The sequence below is a fragment of the Antrihabitans cavernicola genome (assembly GCF_008297975.1).
In the GTDB taxonomy this organism is placed as follows: Bacteria; Actinomycetota; Actinomycetes; order Mycobacteriales; family Mycobacteriaceae; genus Antrihabitans; species Antrihabitans cavernicola.
Genome location: NZ_VLNY01000002.1, coordinates 423,758 through 442,048, shown reverse-complemented (window position 1 = coordinate 442,048; position 18,291 = coordinate 423,758). Strand labels below are relative to the sequence as shown.

19 protein-coding genes and 1 other RNA gene are annotated in these 18,291 nt (G+C 64.3%); 5 read left to right on the top strand and 15 right to left on the bottom strand.

The window, feature by feature from the left end:
- Positions 1-33 precede the first annotated feature (33 nt).
- Positions 34-372: a M48 family metallopeptidase gene (locus tag FOY51_RS05850; protein WP_149429244.1), complete on the bottom strand. Its 339-nt coding sequence runs from the start codon at positions 370-372 to the stop codon at positions 34-36.
- 613 nt (positions 373-985) lie between these two features.
- Positions 986-1,357, bottom strand: a transfer-messenger RNA (tmRNA) gene (gene ssrA, locus FOY51_RS05845).
- Positions 1,358-1,530: 173 nt separating this feature from the next.
- On the opposite strand from ssrA, the gene FOY51_RS05840 reads away from it, so the two are divergent.
- A complete protein-coding gene (locus FOY51_RS05840) occupies positions 1,531-2,853 on the top strand; it encodes a hypothetical protein (protein WP_149429243.1) in 1,323 nt (440 codons plus the stop codon).
- Here FOY51_RS05840 and FOY51_RS05835 read toward each other — a convergent pair.
- A complete protein-coding gene (locus FOY51_RS05835; RefSeq protein WP_149429242.1) occupies positions 2,850-3,512 on the bottom strand; it encodes a TetR/AcrR family transcriptional regulator in 663 nt (220 codons plus the stop codon). The genes FOY51_RS05840 and FOY51_RS05835 overlap by 4 nt on opposite strands.
- A 95-nt stretch (positions 3,513-3,607) precedes the next feature.
- Between FOY51_RS05835 and FOY51_RS05830 the strand changes: the two genes are divergently transcribed.
- Complete coding sequence (locus FOY51_RS05830; RefSeq protein ID WP_149429241.1) at positions 3,608-4,513, top strand: SDR family oxidoreductase; 906 nt, start codon at positions 3,608-3,610, stop codon at positions 4,511-4,513.
- Here the strand turns inward: FOY51_RS05830 and FOY51_RS05825 are convergent.
- From FOY51_RS05825 to FOY51_RS05790, 8 genes are all read right to left on the bottom strand, one after another.
- The gene (locus FOY51_RS05825; RefSeq protein ID WP_149429240.1) at positions 4,510-5,373 is read right to left on the bottom strand and encodes a DMT family transporter; all 864 of its coding nucleotides are present in this window, start codon (positions 5,371-5,373) and stop codon (positions 4,510-4,512) included. The two genes, FOY51_RS05830 and FOY51_RS05825, sit on opposite strands and share 4 nt — an antisense overlap.
- Complete coding sequence (gene smpB, locus FOY51_RS05820; protein WP_149429239.1) at positions 5,370-5,843, bottom strand: SsrA-binding protein SmpB; 474 nt, start codon at positions 5,841-5,843, stop codon at positions 5,370-5,372. The genes FOY51_RS05825 and smpB overlap by 4 nt, the downstream gene beginning before the upstream one ends.
- A gap of 127 nt (positions 5,844-5,970) precedes the next feature.
- A complete protein-coding gene (gene ftsX / locus FOY51_RS05815) occupies positions 5,971-6,876 on the bottom strand; it encodes a permease-like cell division protein FtsX (protein ID WP_149429238.1) in 906 nt (301 codons plus the stop codon).
- 55 nt (positions 6,877-6,931) lie between these two features.
- A complete protein-coding gene (gene ftsE / locus FOY51_RS05810; RefSeq protein ID WP_149429237.1) occupies positions 6,932-7,621 on the bottom strand; it encodes a cell division ATP-binding protein FtsE in 690 nt (229 codons plus the stop codon).
- 55 nt (positions 7,622-7,676) lie between these two features.
- Positions 7,677-7,895: an Rv3103c transmembrane domain-containing protein gene (locus FOY51_RS05805; RefSeq protein WP_149429236.1), complete on the bottom strand. Its 219-nt coding sequence runs from the start codon at positions 7,893-7,895 to the stop codon at positions 7,677-7,679.
- Complete coding sequence (locus FOY51_RS05800; RefSeq protein WP_187776192.1) at positions 7,892-8,800, bottom strand: mechanosensitive ion channel family protein; 909 nt, start codon at positions 8,798-8,800, stop codon at positions 7,892-7,894. Before FOY51_RS05800 ends, FOY51_RS05805 begins: the two co-directional genes overlap by 4 nt.
- Positions 8,801-9,913: a peptide chain release factor 2 gene (prfB, locus tag FOY51_RS05795; protein ID WP_149429235.1), complete on the bottom strand. Its 1,113-nt coding sequence runs from the start codon at positions 9,911-9,913 to the stop codon at positions 8,801-8,803.
- Between the two features lie 11 nt (positions 9,914-9,924).
- Entirely contained in the window at positions 9,925-11,049 is a 1,125-nt protein-coding gene (locus FOY51_RS05790) for a sulfotransferase family protein (protein ID WP_149429234.1), read from the bottom strand.
- Positions 11,050-11,303: 254 nt separating this feature from the next.
- On the opposite strand from FOY51_RS05790, the gene FOY51_RS05785 reads away from it, so the two are divergent.
- A complete protein-coding gene (locus FOY51_RS05785) occupies positions 11,304-11,798 on the top strand; it encodes a beta-class carbonic anhydrase (RefSeq protein WP_149429233.1) in 495 nt (164 codons plus the stop codon).
- On the opposite strand, the gene FOY51_RS05780 is transcribed toward FOY51_RS05785, so the two are convergent.
- The gene (locus FOY51_RS05780; protein ID WP_149429232.1) at positions 11,736-12,647 is read right to left on the bottom strand and encodes a metallophosphoesterase family protein; all 912 of its coding nucleotides are present in this window, start codon (positions 12,645-12,647) and stop codon (positions 11,736-11,738) included. The genes FOY51_RS05785 and FOY51_RS05780 overlap by 63 nt on opposite strands.
- Positions 12,648-12,677: 30 nt before the next feature.
- On the opposite strand from FOY51_RS05780, the gene hisN reads away from it, so the two are divergent.
- Positions 12,678-13,469: a histidinol-phosphatase gene (hisN, locus tag FOY51_RS05775; protein WP_149429231.1), complete on the top strand. Its 792-nt coding sequence runs from the start codon at positions 12,678-12,680 to the stop codon at positions 13,467-13,469.
- A 19-nt stretch (positions 13,470-13,488) separates the two neighbouring features.
- On the opposite strand, the gene FOY51_RS05770 is transcribed toward hisN, so the two are convergent.
- From FOY51_RS05770 to FOY51_RS05760, 3 genes are read right to left on the bottom strand one after another with little or no spacing between them, the layout of a single operon-like run.
- Positions 13,489-14,865: a carboxylesterase/lipase family protein gene (locus FOY51_RS05770; RefSeq protein WP_149429230.1), complete on the bottom strand. Its 1,377-nt coding sequence runs from the start codon at positions 14,863-14,865 to the stop codon at positions 13,489-13,491.
- Between the two features lie 47 nt (positions 14,866-14,912).
- Positions 14,913-16,343 carry a glycosyltransferase family 39 protein gene (locus tag FOY51_RS05765; RefSeq protein ID WP_235916136.1) on the bottom strand — a complete coding sequence of 477 codons (1,431 nt, stop codon included), beginning with the start codon at positions 16,341-16,343 and terminating at the stop codon, positions 14,913-14,915.
- Positions 16,344-16,395: 52 nt separating this feature from the next.
- Positions 16,396-16,764 (bottom strand): DUF1304 domain-containing protein, encoded by a 369-nt coding sequence (locus tag FOY51_RS05760; protein ID WP_149429228.1) that lies wholly within the window; start codon positions 16,762-16,764, stop codon positions 16,396-16,398.
- Positions 16,765-16,876: 112 nt separating this feature from the next.
- On the opposite strand from FOY51_RS05760, the gene FOY51_RS05755 reads away from it, so the two are divergent.
- Positions 16,877-18,274 carry an acyl-CoA dehydrogenase family protein gene (locus FOY51_RS05755; RefSeq protein ID WP_371830407.1) on the top strand — a complete coding sequence of 466 codons (1,398 nt, stop codon included), beginning with the start codon at positions 16,877-16,879 and terminating at the stop codon, positions 18,272-18,274.
- Positions 18,275-18,291 lie beyond the last annotated feature (17 nt).

Here is an 18,291-nt window from a genome sequence, read left to right as displayed (position 1 = left end):
TCCTCGTGTGTTGACCCAACCATTGCCGAAGGACTACTTCTCCCTATCGGGCCCGGCGTGAACTCGTAGCTCGCTGGCTTGCGAGCCGAACCACGGTGTTGGGGCAACCTGAGCGAGTTTCGCTCGGCGATCTTCGTCGTTGGGCATTACCTGGCCGAGTAGCGCCCACAAGCCCGGCCCATGGTGAGCCAGGTTCGGGAACTCCAGGTCGGACATGTGCAGCGGCACCTTGTTGAAGTGGACGATCAGGTCCGCGGTCAGAGCCGCATACCCGCCACCACCGCTCGCGCGGTGGCCCGAACCGAAACCGCACCTCGCCATCTGCTCACCGATAAGCCGGCTGTCGGACAGCTGGACGTGCTGACCCTTCACCATCCACTCCCAGGACTCATTGCCGCTCTACAGATCGACCGATGGCGTCGACTCCCTCTCGTCGTTGCCACACCAGCAGGTTAGCGGAGCCTACCGACAACGCTCCTGTGTCCATCGCCGTTCCGAGCTTGCCTTCCCCGAAGCGGCAGGCCACAGCTTCCCCCGGCATCGCTGCGAACGGACGCGATCATAGGGACTGATGCAGGATCCGTTGGGGCAGGTCACTGTCACCGGATCCTCCACCAGTCCCTCCCGCAGCCCACGACACCTCATGCGGTTAAGTGGTCACGGGCGCCTACCCACAAGAGGGCGGAGGATTGGCGTGAAAAGCCGACGAGTAACCGGCAAAAGAAGGAACTGCGGATAGCAGTGGTCAGCAGACCGCGTCAGGAGCCTGGCCTGGCGAAGCTGGCACGTGCCCTAATCAGCCACGTACAGGCACAACGCGACAGTGATGCGGAAACGCCGAGTGTCAGGCCGACCGACCCACCGCATGAGACCTGCCGAGAATCGAACCCACCGAACATTCAAAACCGCAGGTAGACGGCTTTCCGTGCTCGTTGCCCCGAAAAGAGCAGGAACCCGCAGGTCTCTGACCTGCGGGTTCCTGTTCAAGTGGAGCTGCCGGGAATCGAACCCGGGTCCTCCGCCGTTTCACCAGGGCTTCTCCGTGTGCAGTTCGCTAGGTCTCTACTTGAATCTCCGGGTCTCGCGAACAAGCTCGGATGACGATCCCAGTCACTGTTTGATGTCCCGTCCGACTCCGTGACCGAGTCGGTAGGTAAAGCCCTCTAGCTGATGCCAGTACCCGGACCGAGGGCGAGCCCGGACTGACAGACACGCAGTCGCTACTTAGGCAGCGAGTGCGTAGTCGCGCTGATTGGAATCGGCGCTTAATTGGTTGCAATGACGCTTACGGTGGTCTCTTGCCTGCACCGACACGCTTCCCCTGAATCCACGTACAAAGTCGAAACCGTTCAGCCCCGTACGTTCCAGCACTTTGCTGGACTGTCGAGTCTAACGCGTCGCTCCGCCGGAATCATCCCGATTATGCGTCGGCGGTGTCGCAGGGTTGCTGACCGGCGGTTATCCGTTGACGGCGGGCAGCTACCGTTGTCTACGTCGAAGCAGATCCCGTCCGAACGTCAGGAGACTTGAATGTCCGATTGGCAGGTTGTGCGTGATGCGGCCGAACTCGCAGACGCGCTGAAGAACGGCGTGCAGCAGATCGAGGTGAGCGGCGAGATCTCCGACTCACCCATGATCACGCTCGGTCCCGGCGTGTCACTGCGCGGCGGGACCTTGGTGTTCAAGGCGAAGGGCGTTCGCCTCACCACTGACAACACTCTCGAAGACATATCGATCGAAACGCGCGACACCGAGGTCGCCATCCTCAACGATCCCAGCGTCTCCACTCTTGGCACGCTGACATTGCGCAACGTGCGCACCATCGGACAGATTCTTCTCGAGGCGCGCGATTCGATCCGCGCCGGACACGTCGTTGCCGATGGCGTCACCGTCGAATCCGCAGATGTCCGTGGGCGAACCGAGCGCCCGCACGGCTTCGGCGTCGACGCACTGCAGGGCGGATTCACACTCTGGAACCGGCAGGCGGACAAGGCCGTCGACATCACCGCCGAGCTACGAAACATCGCGGCAGGCACAGAGGCCACACCGGTGCGCGGGAGTGGTGTCTTCGTTGCAGGCCATACGGATTGGGACGGCGCGGCCGACGGCGGAACACTGCACGTGAGCACCCTGACCACCGGCGAGATTCACACCGACGGCGGCATCGCCAGTGGCACACCGGATTTGATCAGCGGCGGGGTGTTCGTGATCGGCGGCGCGTACGTCGACGAGGTGATCAACGAAGGCCCGGTCACCACCAACGGACAGAACGACATGGTGCTCGACACCTGGGGCGCGGTAACCAACTGGACCGCGAAGGCGCCCGTCACGTCCAACGGCCCGAGCGGCATCGGCTTCGTGAACTTCGGCGACACCGGTCGCCTCGATGTACAGGCACCGATCGTCACCAACGGGCCAGGAGCCCGTGCATTCAACGTCTACGACGGCTCGCTGGAACATGCGTCGTTCCACTCGCTGGTGACGCACGGTGACGGATCGGTGGGCGTGCAGGTGAGCAAGGAACTGCCGAAACTGGAGATCGCAGGCGACCTGACCACCGATGGTGGCGAAGGACAGAGCCTGGTCAAAGGCGTGCAGATGACGCTCAAGGCGATCGCGCTGAGCGTGAAGCCGGGCGGACACATCGGTACGGTGAGCGTCGGCGGTCAGATCAAGACCAAGGGCGACGACGTTGTCACCGTCGAGATCGAAGGCAACATCGACACGCTGACCGTCGCCGGAGGCATCAGCGCCGAGGGCAAGGGCTCCGACGCGGTTCATCTGACAGGCGAGTTGGACCTGTCCGGGGTCAACGTCACAGCCGCCGACGGCAAGGACATCGTGACTAGCTAGACCGGGCGTGCGAGGAGGCCGGCGAGGATCACCCTGAGCAGGTCTCTCAGGCTCTCGCCGAACTCCATTCGCATCACGGCAAGGTCGGGTTCCTGCTCGTAGGCGGCGATCATCGCGGCCGACGGCTGGGTGTGCGTCCAGATCGCGCCTGTCGACATGAGCGCTGCCGCAACGAATGTGAACGACGACTCGCCCAGTTCAGGGATCGCCCGGTCGATCGAGGCCGCGAGCGCAGATGCATTCGCCATCGCCGATCGCTTGTACTTCGCAGCGATTGCCGGCGAGACATTGCGTTCGAGCACGCTCGCCTGCGCCCCGAGCAGGTCGCACAGCACTGGCCGCGCCTCGAGCGAGTCGACGATGATCTTCGCGACCTGATCGCAGCGCTGATCGACCGAGCCCGAGGCCGCCGCGAGGTCGTGACCGAGGGCGAGCGTCCATTCCTGCCACGCCTCGTCGAGCAGTTCGAGCAGCACCGCCTCGCGAGACTCGAAGTAGCGCAGCACGTTCGACTTCGCCAAACCGACACGACGCGCGAGCTCGTTCAAGCTCGAGTCAGAGACGGCCATCTCGGCCAACATCGACGCCGCGGTGTCGAGAATCGTCTGGCGCCGAGCCTCTCGTTGTTCAGCACTGCGCGCTCGCTTGAACTGAGTCATGCCGCCATCATTTCAGACCATCGGTCTATTGTGAAGGGACCGCCAGTCTGTTAGCCTGATTCAGCAACAGACCAACGGTCTATTAGGAGTTCAGCATGTATACAGTCCCCGATCAGTCGGGCAAGATCGCCGTCGTCACCGGAGCCAACAGCGGCACCGGCAAAGAGGCGACCGCACGCCTCGCCGCGGCCGGAGCGCACGTCGTCATGGCGGTGCGCACCGTCGCCAAAGGCGAGGCAGCCAAGGCCGAAATATTGGCCGAGCACCCCGACGCGAAGCTGGAGGTCCGTCGCATCGACCTCGCCGACCTGGCGTCGGTCCAAGAATTCGCCGACGGCATCACCACGCCGCTCGACCTGCTGATCAACAACGCGGGCGTGATGGCGCCGCCCGAACGTCACACCACTGCGGACAACTTCGAATTGCAGCTCGGCAGCAATTTTCTCGGACCGTTCGCGCTGACCATGCGACTGCTGCCGTCGTTGCTGGAGGCTCCGAATCCACGTGTTGCGACGATGAGCAGCGGCACCGCGATGTACGGGAAGATCCGCTTCGACGATCTGCAGTGGGAGCGCCGCTACAGCCCCAATTTGTCGTACGCGCAGTCGAAGTTGGCGGATCTGATGCTGACGCTGCGTCTGGCGGACATCGTCGACGAACGCCGCTGGAATCTACTCAGCACGGCCGCGCACCCCGGCTACACCAACACCAACCTGCAGACCGCCGGCGCAACTCTCAGTCGCGACAAGCCGAAGATGTCGCTGCTCAACAGCTTGACGATCCTGCCGTCGCAGGAGGTGCAGCAAGGTGCGGAGCCGATCTTGTTCGCGGCCGCCGATCCCGCGGCGACCAACGGCGCCTACTACGGTCCCACCGGCCGGTTCGGGTTGGTGGGGCCGACGGGTCCATCGCGGATTCCGCGACAGGCACGGAACAAGGACAACGCTCGTCAGCTGTGGGCCGCGGCCGAGAAACTCACGGGCGTGGGATTGCCCGCTTAGGCCGCGGCGATCATGCCCACGGCCGCGAGCGCGAGCACCATGCCGACCTGCTGAAGGCGGCCGACCCGTTCGCCGAGCATCACCATCGCGAGCAGAACGGTCGCCGCCGGGTACAGGGAGCCGATCACGCTGACCAGCGACAACAACGACCCATGGAACGCGTAGAGCAACGCGGCGTTACCCACGACGTCGAGCACGCTGATGTACATCGCCAACTTCAGTACCTCGCCGTGCGGCGGCGAGAACTGCGAGGTTGCCAGCGCGACGGCCCACACCACCGCGGTCGCCGAGATGCGCGACGCCAACAGCGGCCAGAGCCCACCGTCGCTGCCGATCTCGTGCAGGAAGATGAAGGCGAAGCCGAACGCGACGCCCGATCCGACCGTCAACCACGCAACGGTTCGGGTGAAACGCATCTCGCGTCCGCCTGCCACCTCGCCGGTGGTTTCGTCGGGCGATTCCTTGCTGACCAATACGACGGCAACCAGCGCCAACGCGATGCCGACGAACGCGAGAATGCCGGGGCGCTCCCCCATGCCGATGCCGACGACGACTGGAATGCCCGCGACCAGAACAGCGGTCAGCGGCGAGACGACGGCCATCGGCCCGGATGCCAGTGCGAGGTAGAACCACCAGACGGCCAAGCCACCTGCAACGCCGGACGCGAGACCCCAGGCGATCGACTCGACGGTCAGCGATCCGCCGAAGAACGGTGCGATCACCGCCACGATCACGATCGACATCGGATACGACACGATCACCACGCGCAGCGCGGCCACCCGTCGAGAGGCGATACCGCCGACGAAGTCGCTCACTCCGTAGCCGACAGCAGCAATCAGAGCGAGCGCGATGGATATCAGCGCATCCCCTTGATGCGTCGGCCGAGCTCTCGGGTCACCTCGCGCTCGGCGGTGCGCTTGGCCAGGTCCTGGCGCTTGTCATAGTCCTGCTTGCCCTTCGCCAGCGCAAGCTCCACCTTCACCTTGCCGTCGGAGAAGTACATCGACAACGGCACCAGCGTCTGGTTGCCCTCCCGGGTCTTGCCGACCAGGCTTTCGATTTCACGCTTGTGCAGCAAGAGCTTGCGGGTGCGCCGCGGTGCGTGGTTGGTCCAGTTGCCGTGGCTGAACTCGGGAATGTGGAGTCCGCGCAACCACACTTCGCCGTCGTCGACGGTCGCGAACGCGTCGACCAACGACGCCTTGCCCTCGCGGAGGCTCTTCACCTCGGTCCCGACCAGGGCTATGCCTGCCTCGTAGACGTCGATGATGGAGTAGTTGTGCCGCGCCTTGCGATTGGTCGCGATGGCTTTGCGGCCCTTCTCTTTCATATCCGGGCCCCTTTCATCAGCTCACCGGTGCAGAAAATCAGTGGGTGAATGCCACATTCGTTCGGTCCAACGCAACGAATGTGCCATTCACCCGCAACCAACAACTTTAGGTCCAGGGGCAAGTGGTTTATTCCCGAACGTAGAGGCGCAAGGTGATGTAGCCGGTGATGGCGGCGAATCCGATGCCTACCAATGCCAGTGCCGGTGAGATCAAGAGAATGTCGCCATTCGTGATCTTGGCGAACACGTTGACGTTGTAGAGGTCCCCCAGCACGCCGTCGATCACCAACGGTTTCGCCACGAACAAGCCGATGATGGCGAGTACCGACCCGATGATCGCAGCGACCACCGCCTCCAAGAGGAACGGCAACTGCGTATACCAACGGGTCGCGCCGACCAGTCGCATGATCCCGACTTCGGTTCGTCTGGTGAACGCCGCGATCTGCACCATGTTGGCGATCAGCAACAGCGCGGCGAACGCTTGGACGAGCGCCAATGCAAAGGCTGCGTTGCGCAGGCCGTTGAAGACGCTGACCAGTCGATCGACCAGCTCCTTCTGATTCAGAATGCTGGCGACGCCGGGCCGTTTGTTGAAGGCGTCGAAGATGACTCCGTATCGCTCGGGATCACTCATCTTCACCTTGAACGACGCGGGCAGCGCGTTGTCGCTGACCAGGTCGCCGTACTCCGGGTAGTTCTTGAAGGTGCGCTCCTTGGCGTCCTTCAGCGCGTCCGCCTTGTTCAGATACTGGACAGCAACCACTCCGGGCGTGCTCTCCAGAGCCGCGCGCAGGCCCTTGCACAGATCCTGCTCGCAGTTGGCGTCGCCGTCGGACACGTCGTTGGTCAGGTAGATCTGCACCTCGACGCGGTCGAGGAAGATCTGCTGCGTCTTGCCTGCCATCTGCACCACCAGCAACCCGCCGCCGAAAAGGGCGAGCGAGATCGCGGTGGTGAGAATCATCGCGATGGTCATGGTGATGTTTCGACGCAGGCCGCGGAAGACCTCGCCGAATATGAAGCTAGCGCGCATAAGGGGTTCGCTGTCCTTCGAGTGTCAGTGAGAGCGGGAGTGGTTGTCGGGTCGGCTATCTGCCGACGCCGTAGACGCCTCTCGCGTCGTCGCGAACAACTCGTCCGAGGTCGAGTTCCACCACTCGCCTGCGCATCGAGTCGACGATGTGGTTGTCGTGAGTGGCCATCAGAACCGTCGTTCCGGTTCGGTTGATCCGCTCGAGCAGCAGCATGATGTCTTGGCTGGTATCTGGGTCCAGGTTGCCGGTGGGCTCGTCCGCCAACAGCAGCAACGGCCGGTTCACGAACGCCCGCGCGATGGCGACGCGCTGCTGCTCACCGCCGGACAGTTCGGTCGGCAACCGATCGGCCTTGCCGGAGAGGCCGACCAGTTCCAGCACCTCGGGAACGGTCCGCTGAATAACCGAACGCGGCTTCCCGATCACCTCGAGGGCAAAGGCGACGTTCTGCTCTACCGACTTCTGCTGTAGCAGCCGGAAATCCTGGAACACGCAACCGATTCGCTGCCGCAGCTTCGGCACCCGCCGGCCGGACAACTTGTTGACATGAAAATCGGCCACCTTGATGTCGCCCGACGTCGGCGCCTCTTCCTTGAGCAGCAGACGCATGAACGTCGACTTACCCGACCCGGACGGACCGATGATGAAGACGAACTCGCCCTTCTCCACCTCGACGCTCACCTTGTCCAAAGCAGGCCTGCTGGACGTCTTGTAGGACTTGGAGACATTCTGGAGGCTGATCACGGAGAGCCAGCTTAGCTGCTCAGCGGCCCTGACCTCGGAATCCGACGACCCTCGGCTAGCCGCCCGGGTTCGTCGCGGTCGTTGTGGGCGAAATGGTCGGTGTGACCGTCGTTGAGGGCGCAGCCGTCGGTTCCACCGCCGCGGGCGCGGTTGCGGCAGGAACGACCGGGACAACCTGGACAGGCTTGGGTGGAGTCGGGCGCACCAGGAAGTACAGCGCGAGCAGTGCGATCCACACCGCGATCATGATCAGCGTCGACCTGCGTGGCTTCATACCGGATCACCCGCCTGGTCGCCGTCCGTCAATGGAATAGCCGTCATCTCTGCAGCCGCCGATCCAAGCCCCTCACGCCGCAAGGCCGCCGCCACCCGGACGCGCAGATCGCGTCCGACCTGAAACTGCTTGCCCGGCAACGTCCGCGCCACCATTCGAATGTTGACCTGATCGATGTCCAGGCTCTCCACGCCCATCACACTCGGCTCGTCCAGCAGCAACGGCTTGAGCCGCCGATCCTGAAACGCCTTGGTCCCGACGTCGTGCAGGATCTCGTTGACGTGGTTGATATCGGCCGATGCGGGCACCGGAACGTCCACCACCGCCCGCGCCCAATCCTTCGACAGGTTGGTCACTTTCACGATCTGACCGTTGGGCACGATGATCACTTCACCGTCGGCCGAACGCAGTTTGGTGACCCGAAGCGTCACGTCCTCGACGATGCCCGACGCCGCCTCGGCCGATCCGGTCACCGCAACCTCGACCACGTCGCCGAACCCGTACTGACGTTCGGTGATGATGAAGAAGCCCGCGAGCAAATCCTGCACGATCCGCTGGGCACCGAAACCCAGCGCCGCGCCGAGCACAGCGGCAGGCGCAACGAGACCTGCGAGCTCGAAGCCCAATCGCTTCAGCACAGCCATCGCGACCAAGATGTAGATGATCGACAGCAACACCCACGACGCCACCTGCGCCAGCGCCTGCCGATGCTTCGCCGACTCGGTACGCACCAGCTGATCGCTGTGTTGGAAACTCTGGTCGATCTGATCGGTGATCCGCGTCCGTGCCCACGTCACGAACCGCCCGACCAGGGCAGCACCGAGTATCAGCAATACGACTTCGAGCCCCTGCGAGCGCAGCCAATCGCTGAAGTCGGACGTCGGGGCGATCCCGAGTACGGACACTTACGCCTGCTCGCTCATTCGCCACCGAATGCCGGATTCGATGAAGCCGTCGATGTCACCGTCGAGGACGGCGGTCGGGTTGTTGACCTCGTACTCGGTGCGCAAGTCCTTGACCATTTGATACGGGTGCAGCACGTAGGACCTCATCTGGTTGCCCCACGAGGCGTTGCCACCCGCGCCGAGCTCCTCCATCGCCGCCTTTTCTTCCTGGCGCTTACGCTCGAGCAGTTTGGCCTGCAGCACCTTCATCGCGGCAACCTTGTTCTGCAGCTGCGACTTCTCGTTCTGACAGGTGACGACGACGCCCGTCGGTATGTGCGTGAGGCGAACGGCGGAGTCGGTGGTGTTGACGGACTGTCCACCAGGCCCGCTGGAGCGGTAGACGTCGACCCGAATGTCGCCTTCGGGAATCTCGATGTGATCGGTGGTTTCGACGACCGGCAGCACCTCGACCTCGGCGAATGACGTCTGGCGTCGGCCCTGGTTGTCGAACGGGCTGATCCGAACCAGTCGGTGCGTGCCCTGCTCGATCGACAGCGTGCCGTAGGCATACGGCGTCTTGACGACGAAGGTGGTGCTCTTGATGCCGGCTTCTTCGGCGTAGGACGTGTCGTAGACCTCGACGCCGTAGCCGTGCTTCTCCGCCCAGCGGATGTACATGCGCATCAGCATCTCGGCCCAGTCCGCGGCGTCGATCCCGCCTGCGCCGGACCGAATGTTGACCACCGCGTCGCGCTTGTCGAACTCCCCGGAAAGCAAAGTGCGCACTTCGAGCATCTCGATGTCGGCACGCAGCGACGCGCGCTCGGCATCGGCATCGGCAAGTGCGGACTCGGCGCCGGCGCCTTCCTCTTCTTCTGCAAGCTCGTAGAGGACCGGCATGTCGTCGAGGCGTTCGCGCAGCTTCTCGACGCGGCGCAGGTCGCCCTGGGCGTAGGACAGCTGACTTGTCACCTGCTGCGCGTGGTCCTGGTCGTTCCACAGCTCAGGATCGGCGGCCTGATGTTCCAGCTCGTCGATTCGACGCCGCAGCTCTTCGACATCGAGAACCGACTCGACTGTCTTCAGTGTGGTGTCGAGCTCGGCCAGGTCTGCGGAAACGTCGGGATGCACGAGGTTCAAGGCTACCGGTGCGGCACCCGACGTAAGCGCAGTGCCTGCAATCTCCGCTGCTGGATCCGAACTGCGCGTTTGAGATGCGTGATCGGACGTTCCCGCACCGGCGGCAACGGGACGGTTCGCACCAGGGTGGACAACGCCTCCACTGTCGCTTCGAGCACCTCGCCTTCGCTCGGTGGGGATACCGCGTCGGCCGCGGCGCGGGTCGGGATCAGATCGTCGAGATCGCCGACCACCGAATATCCGGTCGCTGCGATGTCGTCGATGAATTCGTGCGCCAACGATTCGGCCCACCGCTGATCGTCGTCGGACAGCGATGGCAGCGTTCCACGCTCGGAGTCGGCGATCATCGCGCCGATCAACTGTTCTTTGACCATCGACTCGTACCGCGACCAGGCGACGTTCCCGACGAGGTGGCTGTTGACGCGGCGCAGCACCTCCAACTGGGTCGGTCCCAGCGAGTGGTTACCGGTGGGCACCTTGCGGTCGAGCAGGGTCGAGTCGACACCCAACGTCGCTGTGAAGCGTTGCCACAACATCTGCTGCGACGACCCGCGGCCGGGAACGGTCACCACATGCACACGATCCGCCGGAACGGTCGCACCCCAGGTCCGCAGAATCCGCGGCAGATCCTGAAATTCCCAGAACGGCTCCCGACCGGGGGCGCTACCGGGCCGTTTGATGTCGGCGACGAACTCGGCAAACGTCGTCGTGTGCTGGTTCTTGATGTTCTCCTGCCACACCGATGGGATCTGCCTGCCAAGGTCGCGGGCCGTGCACACCACGTGTACTTCGGCGAACGACAGGTCGTCGAGCACCTGCGCGGCTCGCTCGGCGCTCACGGTGGCGAACAGTTCGTGGGAGATGACAGAGGTGCGCGGCCACTTGCGAACTTGATCGACCAGGCGGTCCCAGATGCCGGCGTGCGCAGGATCGACCCAGTCCAGGTAACGCGTGGGTTGGAGTTCCAGCGCGGCGTGGTGATGAGCCTGCTGAAAGTCGCCGGGATAGAGCAGCCCCGATCGCTGCGCCGCATCGCGATTACGCCACAGCCGGTCCTGAAGATAGGTGGTACCTGTCTTCGGTAGTCCTACGTGCAGATATACGCGTTGCTGTGATGCCGGAGGCATCGAAACACCCCGATTCCGATCGCTGATCCAGTCCGACCGTACCCACCCTTCCTGTGCGTATTGCCAGGAAAGCGAGGTTTTCGATCAGCAAGATCACAGGAACACGGGTGGTCGTGACTTCGCTACCGCGCTCGCAACGGATGGGCTTGCCGTCATGGTGATTGCAACCATTGCGCCGTGTCGCACGCGGTCCGATCGTTGCCGGAGGCGCTCACATGCACGAGTGCGAACCCAGCTACCCGGAGGCACGACCCATGACCGTCACCGACACCTTCCTCGAAAACAATGCCGCGTATGCCGCCGACTTCTCCGGACCTCTCCCCTTGCCACCGAGCAAGGGTGTCGCCGTCCTCGCCTGCATGGACGCCCGCCTCGACGTCTACCGCATCCTGGGTCTCGCCGAGGGCGAAGCGCACGTGATTCGCAACGCAGGCGGCGTGGTGACCGACGACGAGATTCGCTCGCTCGCGATCAGCCAGCGACTGCTCGGGACCACCGAAGTGATCCTCATCCATCACACGGACTGCGGAATGCTCACCTTCACCGACGACGACTTCAAGCGCAGCATCCAGGACGAGACCGGCATCAAACCGACCTGGGCGGCGGAGGCATTCCCCGATTTGGACGAGGACGTCCGTCAGTCGCTCGAGCGGATCAAATCCAGCCCGTTCATCACCAAGACGACGTCATTGCGCGGCTTCGTCTTCGACGTCGCCACCGGCAAGCTCAACGAAGTCGGCGCTGCCTGACCGAAACTCGACGGTGCGGATGACCTTGCCGCGCCGGAAGTCCAGGGCCTGAATCCGTATCGTCGATCCGTCGACCACCACGGACAGGCCCTGGTTCTCTTCCAGCTCCAGCGGCTGCTCACCACCCGCACCGTTCGGCCCGAAACCGCGCTGCACCGCACCGGTGTTGACGCACGCGAAGCCGTTCACGTGACCGCCCCCCACTGTCCGACGGGCGAACCAGTCGGAACGGTAGAGACTCCAGTGCGTGTGGCCGCTGAGAAACATTACGTCGGGGTGCGATCCGAGGATGTCCAGGAGCCGATCGGACTCGGCGTAGTCCGCGAGGTAGAGCTTGGGCGCCTGCGTGATCGGGTCGTCGTAACTGCCGGATACTGTGCGCGGCAACGCATGATGGCTCATCACCAACACCGGCTTGCCGATCGGCTGAGCATCGAGTGTCTCGGCGAGCCAGGCCAGCTGCTCGTCGCCCAGAATCACGCAGTGCCCGCTGCGTTCACTACCGTCCAGCGTGCCGAGGCGAATCACGGTGACACCACCCACCTCGTGCGCCGAGTACATCGCAGGCATCCCGGTGAATTCCAGAAACCGAGCGATGGACACGTCGTTGGACTCGTGGTTGTAGTAATCGTGATTGCCGACCGCGAACAGCGCCGGGGCGTGCGGGGATGCAGCAAGCCGGTCGAACAGGGCTTGATATTCGTCGGCGTGCCCGTTCGGCGTGAGGTCGCCGACCACCAGCAGCGCGTCCCCGATACCGCGCTCGGCGAACCAGGCGAGCGCGGCGTCCAAGTCGTGAAAATCCCCTTGAATGTCCGAGATGACGTCGAAGCGCACCGGTGCGGTCATGGAAAAGATTGTGCCCGGTAGCGTTGCGACGTGCCCGATTACCGCGAAGACCTCCAGTTGGCCCTGCGCATCGCCGACGACGCCGACGCGATCACCCGCGCTCGTTTCGGTGCCCTCGACCTGCAGGTAGACGACAAGCCCGACCTGACACCGGTCTCCGACGCCGACCTGGCGGTGGAGCGCGCAGTTCGTGCAGTGCTCGCCGTCGAACGACCGGACGACGCGGTGCTCGGTGAGGAGTTCGGCGGCGAGGCCGAGTTCTCCGGTCGGCAATGGGTCGTCGATCCGATCGACGGCACCAAGAACTTTGTCCGCGGCGTTCCCATCTGGGCGACGCTGATCGCGCTGTTGGTCGACGGCGTACCGGTCGTGGGTGTCGTCAGTGCGCCTGCGCTGGTGCGGCGCTGGTGGGCGGCCTCGGGTGCGGGCGCCTGGGGTTCGTTCGAAGGCGCTGAGCCGAAACAGCTTTCGGTGTCGACCGTGTCGTCGATCGGTTCTGCAAGTCTCAGCTTTGCGAGCTTGTCCGGTTGGCAGGAGCGCGGTATTCGGGACAAGTTCATCGCCCTCACCGACGACGTCTGGCGAGTCCGCGGATACGGCGATTTCTTCCCGTACTGCTTGGTCGCCGAGGGCGCCGTCGACATCGCAAGTGAGCCCGAGGTGTCGCTGTGGGACCTTGCACCCCTCGACATTCTGGTGCGCGAAGCGGGTGGACGCTTCACCGGTTTGGACGGCTCGGCGGGACCACACGGCGGCAGCGCAGTTGCCACGAACGGCCCACTGCACGACGAGGTTCTAGCGCGCCTTTCGCCGGCTACCTGAGGGGAAGCGGCGCAAACGTTTAGTCCTGCCAGATCTTTCGCGACTCGGCCTCTGGGTACGGCGCGACAACGGACTCGGTGTCGAAGATCTGCACCAGCCCGGTGTCGAAGGTGGGCCAGCCGGGATCGCCGTCGGTGGCGAATGCGATCCATGCCGCCCGCATGCGAGCCGAGACCGCTTCGGCTGCGGTGCGGTCGGCGATCAACCCAGCAGGCTGCCCGCTCGTCAGGTTGCCGAAGACCAGCGGGACGTCGAGGCCGTGGCACGCACCGAGCACACCCGACCACGTCAACTCGTAGAAGTACGCGGCCGCAGCATGCTCGGCAAGGTGCAGCGACGGCATGCGAAACAGCCAGTCGGAATGCAGCCGTTCGTAGATCTCGGTTGTTTCGCCCGGCGGGTACGGCCCCGGCGCGAAGATTTCCATGGCTGATGTGAGTTGCTCCGACGTGACCTGGTCGAGCCCTTCCAGCGCCATGAACAGCCGGTGTTCGTCACGGGTGTGACCCACAACGATGTCGACGTCGTGCCGCTGGTGCCACGGCGTTGTGGGCAGAATCTCACCGTCCACCACGGGCGCGAACAGGATGGATCGGTGCGCGGCCTGTCCCCATTTGTCAACGTGCGCCATGATATTCGCGGCGACTGCATCGCCCGCAGCACTCAGCAAGCCAGGGTCGACGACGGACAGATCAGCAATCGTGGCCGACAACCCGAGTTCGGCGGCGCAGGCTTCGGCGATGTCGCGAGCGAGCTCCGAGGTGAAGAACGTTCCCGGGACGCTCTGCGCGATTGCTCGGTGAAACAGTCCCGCTGCCCGAGGCATCACCAACAGCGCGGCAACCGATCCTCCGCCCGCCGATTCGCCGAACACGGTGACCCGCGCCGGGTCGCCGCCGAATGCGTGGATGTTGACTCGCACCCATTCCAGGGCGGCAACTTGGTCGAGCAGCCCCCGATTGGCGGGCGCACCGTCGATGTGCGCGAACCCCTCGATGCCGACGCGGTAGTTGAACGTCACCAGCACGACGCCGTCGTGCGCGAGCCGCGCACCGTCGTACTCGGGAAGGCCCGACGTCCCGATCGCATAGGCGCCACCCTGGATCCACACCATCACCGGCAAGCCGACGTCGCGACTCGGATCGGGTGACCAGACGTTGAGGGTCAGCCAATCGTCGCCGCAGACCAACTGGTCCATGCCGAATGCGTCTGCCTGCGGAGGCGGCGGACCGAATGTCAGCGCGTCTCGCACGCCGTCCCACGGCTGCGGCGGCACCGGTGCCGCGAAACGCAGGGAGCCGGCGGGCGGCGCAGCGAATGGGATGCCACGAAAGACCGCGATGCCGTCTTCGACGGTGCCGCGCACTCTCCCCGCATTCGTCCGGGCCAGGACCATGCGGCGATGCTAGCCAGCACCTTCGGCCAACGCATTCGATTATTTGGCTATCCCAACCGCCGTATCTTCGGCCACAGTTGCGACCACGGTTCCAACGGTCCTCGACACACGAAGATCGAGGCACCCTGCTCGTCGTTGTTCAACCCGATCGCGTTGTGCAGGCGACCGGCGTCGTCGACCCGAGCAAATACGTCGCGTAGCTCGTTGCGCTGGAAGCCGACGGTGATCACCGCAGCCGCAGCATCGCTCGGCGGGCCCCAACTCCAGTACGCGTTGTGGACGCTCTGCGGCAACGGCAGCCCATATCGTCCGCCGAACCTCTCGACGGCTCCGGCCTCACCGTAGTTCGCGGTGAGAATGGCGACCGATCCACGATCGTCGTCAGGGAGCGAGTCCCGCACGGTCGCAACCTGACTCACGTACTCAGGCCACCCGACGGTCTCCCCGGCGTCGTAGTTCACGGCCGTGATGACCGAGCCGGGCAACCGGCTCGGAGCTACGACCGGCAGGAACAGCACTGCGGCGATCACAGCGTTCGACGTCACCGCGATCGCGACCACGGCGAGACGAACGCGCGCCCGCCCACGACCCGACCACGACGACACCACGAGTGCGCCCGCCGCCAGCAGCACCGGATACAGGCCGGCAAGGTAGTAGGCCTTGCCGCCGACGCCGAAGTAGACGACGAAGAGAATCGGATATGCGATGCCGAGCGCACGCCAACGCTTCGACGACGGTGACCGAAACAGCCACCAGAGTCCGGCTATCCAGACGGGGATCAGCAGCGGACCGATCAGCCCGAGTTGGGTGATGACGAACTCGGCACGTGACGACGACGTCCCCGACACGCCTGCCGCGATCGACCTGCTCATCTCCAGTTGAGGCCACCCGTTGCTCGCCTGACACCACAGGTTCGGCGCCCAAATGCCAAGCGCGATCACGATTCCCGCAGCAAGCCACCACGTTCGAAGGACGCGCCGCGGGCCGACCGACAGTATTCCCACCAGCAGGGCTGCTACGACGAACACCACGAGCGTCTTGTTCTGTAAACCGATGCCCACTATGGCACCGACTGCCAACCACCAGCGCGGATCGCGCCCGTCGCAGAGCCGAATCACCAGCAGGCACAACGTCGCCCAGACCAGGAGGTCGAAGATGGTGGTGCCCATCAGGTGTCCGGCGCCCAGTACGACCGCCGACGCTACGACCGCGAACGACGCGATCAGCTGCGCCCGACGCCCACCACCGAATTCGCGGGCCATCAGTGCGGTCACCACGACGACGCCGACGGCGGCAAGCGTCGCAGGCACTCGGAGCAGTGGCAGGGATCGGTCGTCCATCACCGTCATCGCGCGCACGAGCAGCGGCGTCAGCGGCGGTTGATCGACGTAACCCCACGCCAGATGCTTCGAACTCGCAAGGAAGTACAACTCGTCACGGTGATAGCCGTATCGGCCACTCGATGCCGTGAGCACCACCGCGAGCAGGCCGGCGGCACTCAGTACCCCGGACCGATAGAACGGTGGCCGACTAGAGGATGACGTAGAGCACCAAAGCGATCAGCGGGGTGATTCCTTGCATGAAAGCGGCGCGGTAGTACTGCTTCCCGCCGACCGCCAACACCAGTGCGGCACCGACGATGCTCAGACACGCGAACAGCACGATGGCGTGCCCTGCCGAACCACCGATGATCAGACCGACGAAGATGCCCAGCGCCAGGAACAGGTTGTAGAAGCCTTGGTTGAACGCCATCGGCTTCAGCACGTCCGCCTCGGCCTGATTCGCCACCGAGAAGCGCTTCCACACCTTGGGCTGCGCCCACAGCACGCTCTCCATCGCGAAGATGAAAACGTGCAGTACGGCGGCTATTGCGGCGAACAATCCTGCTGCGATCGGCATGTGTCAAGGCTCTCATATTTGCCCGGAATCGGGCCGACACTCGCGATTCTGCTCGCCGTACCTTACTCTGGAGTAAGATCCTTTCCGTCCAGCACCGAACACCGAGAAACTGGTGATCATGAGCAAGCAAGACGACGCAACGAAGCGTAAGCCCAAAGACACGTCCGCGGTCGGTCTCAACCCGACCAAGCGCGACATCATGGGAACCGCGATGCGCGCACTGACGACGATTACCGGATCGGAGTTTGCCGAGAAGTACGGCCTGCGCGATCCGATCAACAAGGCAACCTACGAGGGCACCAAGACCGGGTTCAAGACCATCGGTGCGGCCACTCGCGCGTTCGCCAGCGTCACCGGCGGCGGCAAGCCGAAGCGCCTGCCCACCGACGCCGCAAGAGGTGCCGACTACTTCGATCTGACGCCGAACGACGAGCAGAAGATGATCGTCGAAACGGTCAGGGAGTTCGCCGACGAGATCCTGCGTCCGGCCGCACACGCCGCCGACGAGGCCGCTGCCGCCCCGGCAAACCTGCTCGAGCGCGCGGCCGAGCTGGGCATCACGCTGATCAACGTTCCCGAAGAGCTCGACGGCGCGGCCAGCGAGCGTGGCGCCGTCACCAACTCTCTTGTTGCCGAAGCGCTTTCGCATGGTGACATGGGTCTGGCGCTGCCGATCCTCGCACCCAGCGGTGTAGCGGTCGCACTCACGCAGTGGGGCACCGACGCCCAGCAGCAGACCTACCTGCCTGCCTTCACCGGCGACAACGTCCCAGCCGCCGCTGTCGCGGTGTCCGAGCCGCGCGCGCTCTTCGATCCGTTTGCGTTGCAGACCAAGGCGGTTCGCTCCCCCAGCGGCTACAAGCTCAACGGCGTCAAGTCGATGGTGCCCGCCGCAGCGTCGTCCGAACTGTTCATCATCGCGGCCGAGCTCGACGGCAAGCCCGCTCTGTTCATCGTCGAGTCCAGCTCCAAGGGCCTTGTCGTGGAAGCAGATCCGAGCATGGGCCTGCGCGCAGGCGGCCTCGGTCGATTGATCCTCACCGACGTTGCCGTGCCGGAAAGCGCGATACTCGGTGACGGCAGCGCCGATCAGCGCGCTGAGGACTACGCCGACTCGATTCGTCTCGCCCGTCTCGGCTGGGCATCGATGGCGGTCGGCACCGGTCAGGCCATCCTCGACTACGTGATTCCGTACGTGAACGAGCGCGAAGCGTTCGGCGAGCCGATCAGCAACCGTCAGGCGGTCGCGTTCATGGTCGCCAACATCGCGATCGAGCTCGACGGGTTGCGTCTGGTCACGCTGCGCGGTGCGTCGCGTGCCGATCAGGGCTTGTCGTTCGCACGCGAGTCGGCGCTGGCGCGTCGCTTGGCGGCGGAGAAGGGCATGCAGATGGGACTGGACGGTGTTCAGCTCCTCGGCGGCCACGGCTACACCAAGGAACATCCGGTGGAGCGTTGGTACCGCGACATGCGCGCAATCGGTGTCGCCGAAGGCACTGTCCTCATCTAGGCCCCCACTCCTGATCG

Excerpts from the sequence above, each read along its gene's own strand:
- FOY51_RS05835 (WP_149429242.1), bottom strand. The coding sequence starts at position 3,512 with ATGACTCAGTTCAAGCGAGCGCGCAGTGCTGAACAACGAGAGGCTCGG.
- FOY51_RS05805 (WP_149429236.1), bottom strand. The coding sequence starts at position 7,895 with ATGAAGCCACGCAGGTCGACGCTGATCATGATCGCGGTGTGGATCGCA.
- FOY51_RS05760 (WP_149429228.1), bottom strand. The coding sequence starts at position 16,764 with ATGCCGATCGCAGCAGGATTGTTCGCCGCAATAGCCGCCGTACTGCAC.
- FOY51_RS05830 (WP_149429241.1), top strand. The coding sequence starts at position 3,608 with ATGTATACAGTCCCCGATCAGTCGGGCAAGATCGCCGTCGTCACCGGA.
- FOY51_RS05840 (WP_149429243.1), top strand. The coding sequence starts at position 1,531 with ATGTCCGATTGGCAGGTTGTGCGTGATGCGGCCGAACTCGCAGACGCG.
- FOY51_RS05770 (WP_149429230.1), bottom strand. The coding sequence starts at position 14,865 with ATGGTCCTGGCCCGGACGAATGCGGGGAGAGTGCGCGGCACCGTCGAA.
- FOY51_RS05785 (WP_149429233.1), top strand. The coding sequence starts at position 11,304 with ATGACCGTCACCGACACCTTCCTCGAAAACAATGCCGCGTATGCCGCC.
- ftsX (WP_149429238.1), bottom strand. The coding sequence starts at position 6,876 with ATGCGCGCTAGCTTCATATTCGGCGAGGTCTTCCGCGGCCTGCGTCGA.
- FOY51_RS05790 (WP_149429234.1), bottom strand. The coding sequence starts at position 11,049 with ATGCCTCCGGCATCACAGCAACGCGTATATCTGCACGTAGGACTACCG.
- smpB (WP_149429239.1), bottom strand. The coding sequence starts at position 5,843 with ATGAAAGAGAAGGGCCGCAAAGCCATCGCGACCAATCGCAAGGCGCGG.
- FOY51_RS05780 (WP_149429232.1), bottom strand. The coding sequence starts at position 12,647 with ATGACCGCACCGGTGCGCTTCGACGTCATCTCGGACATTCAAGGGGAT.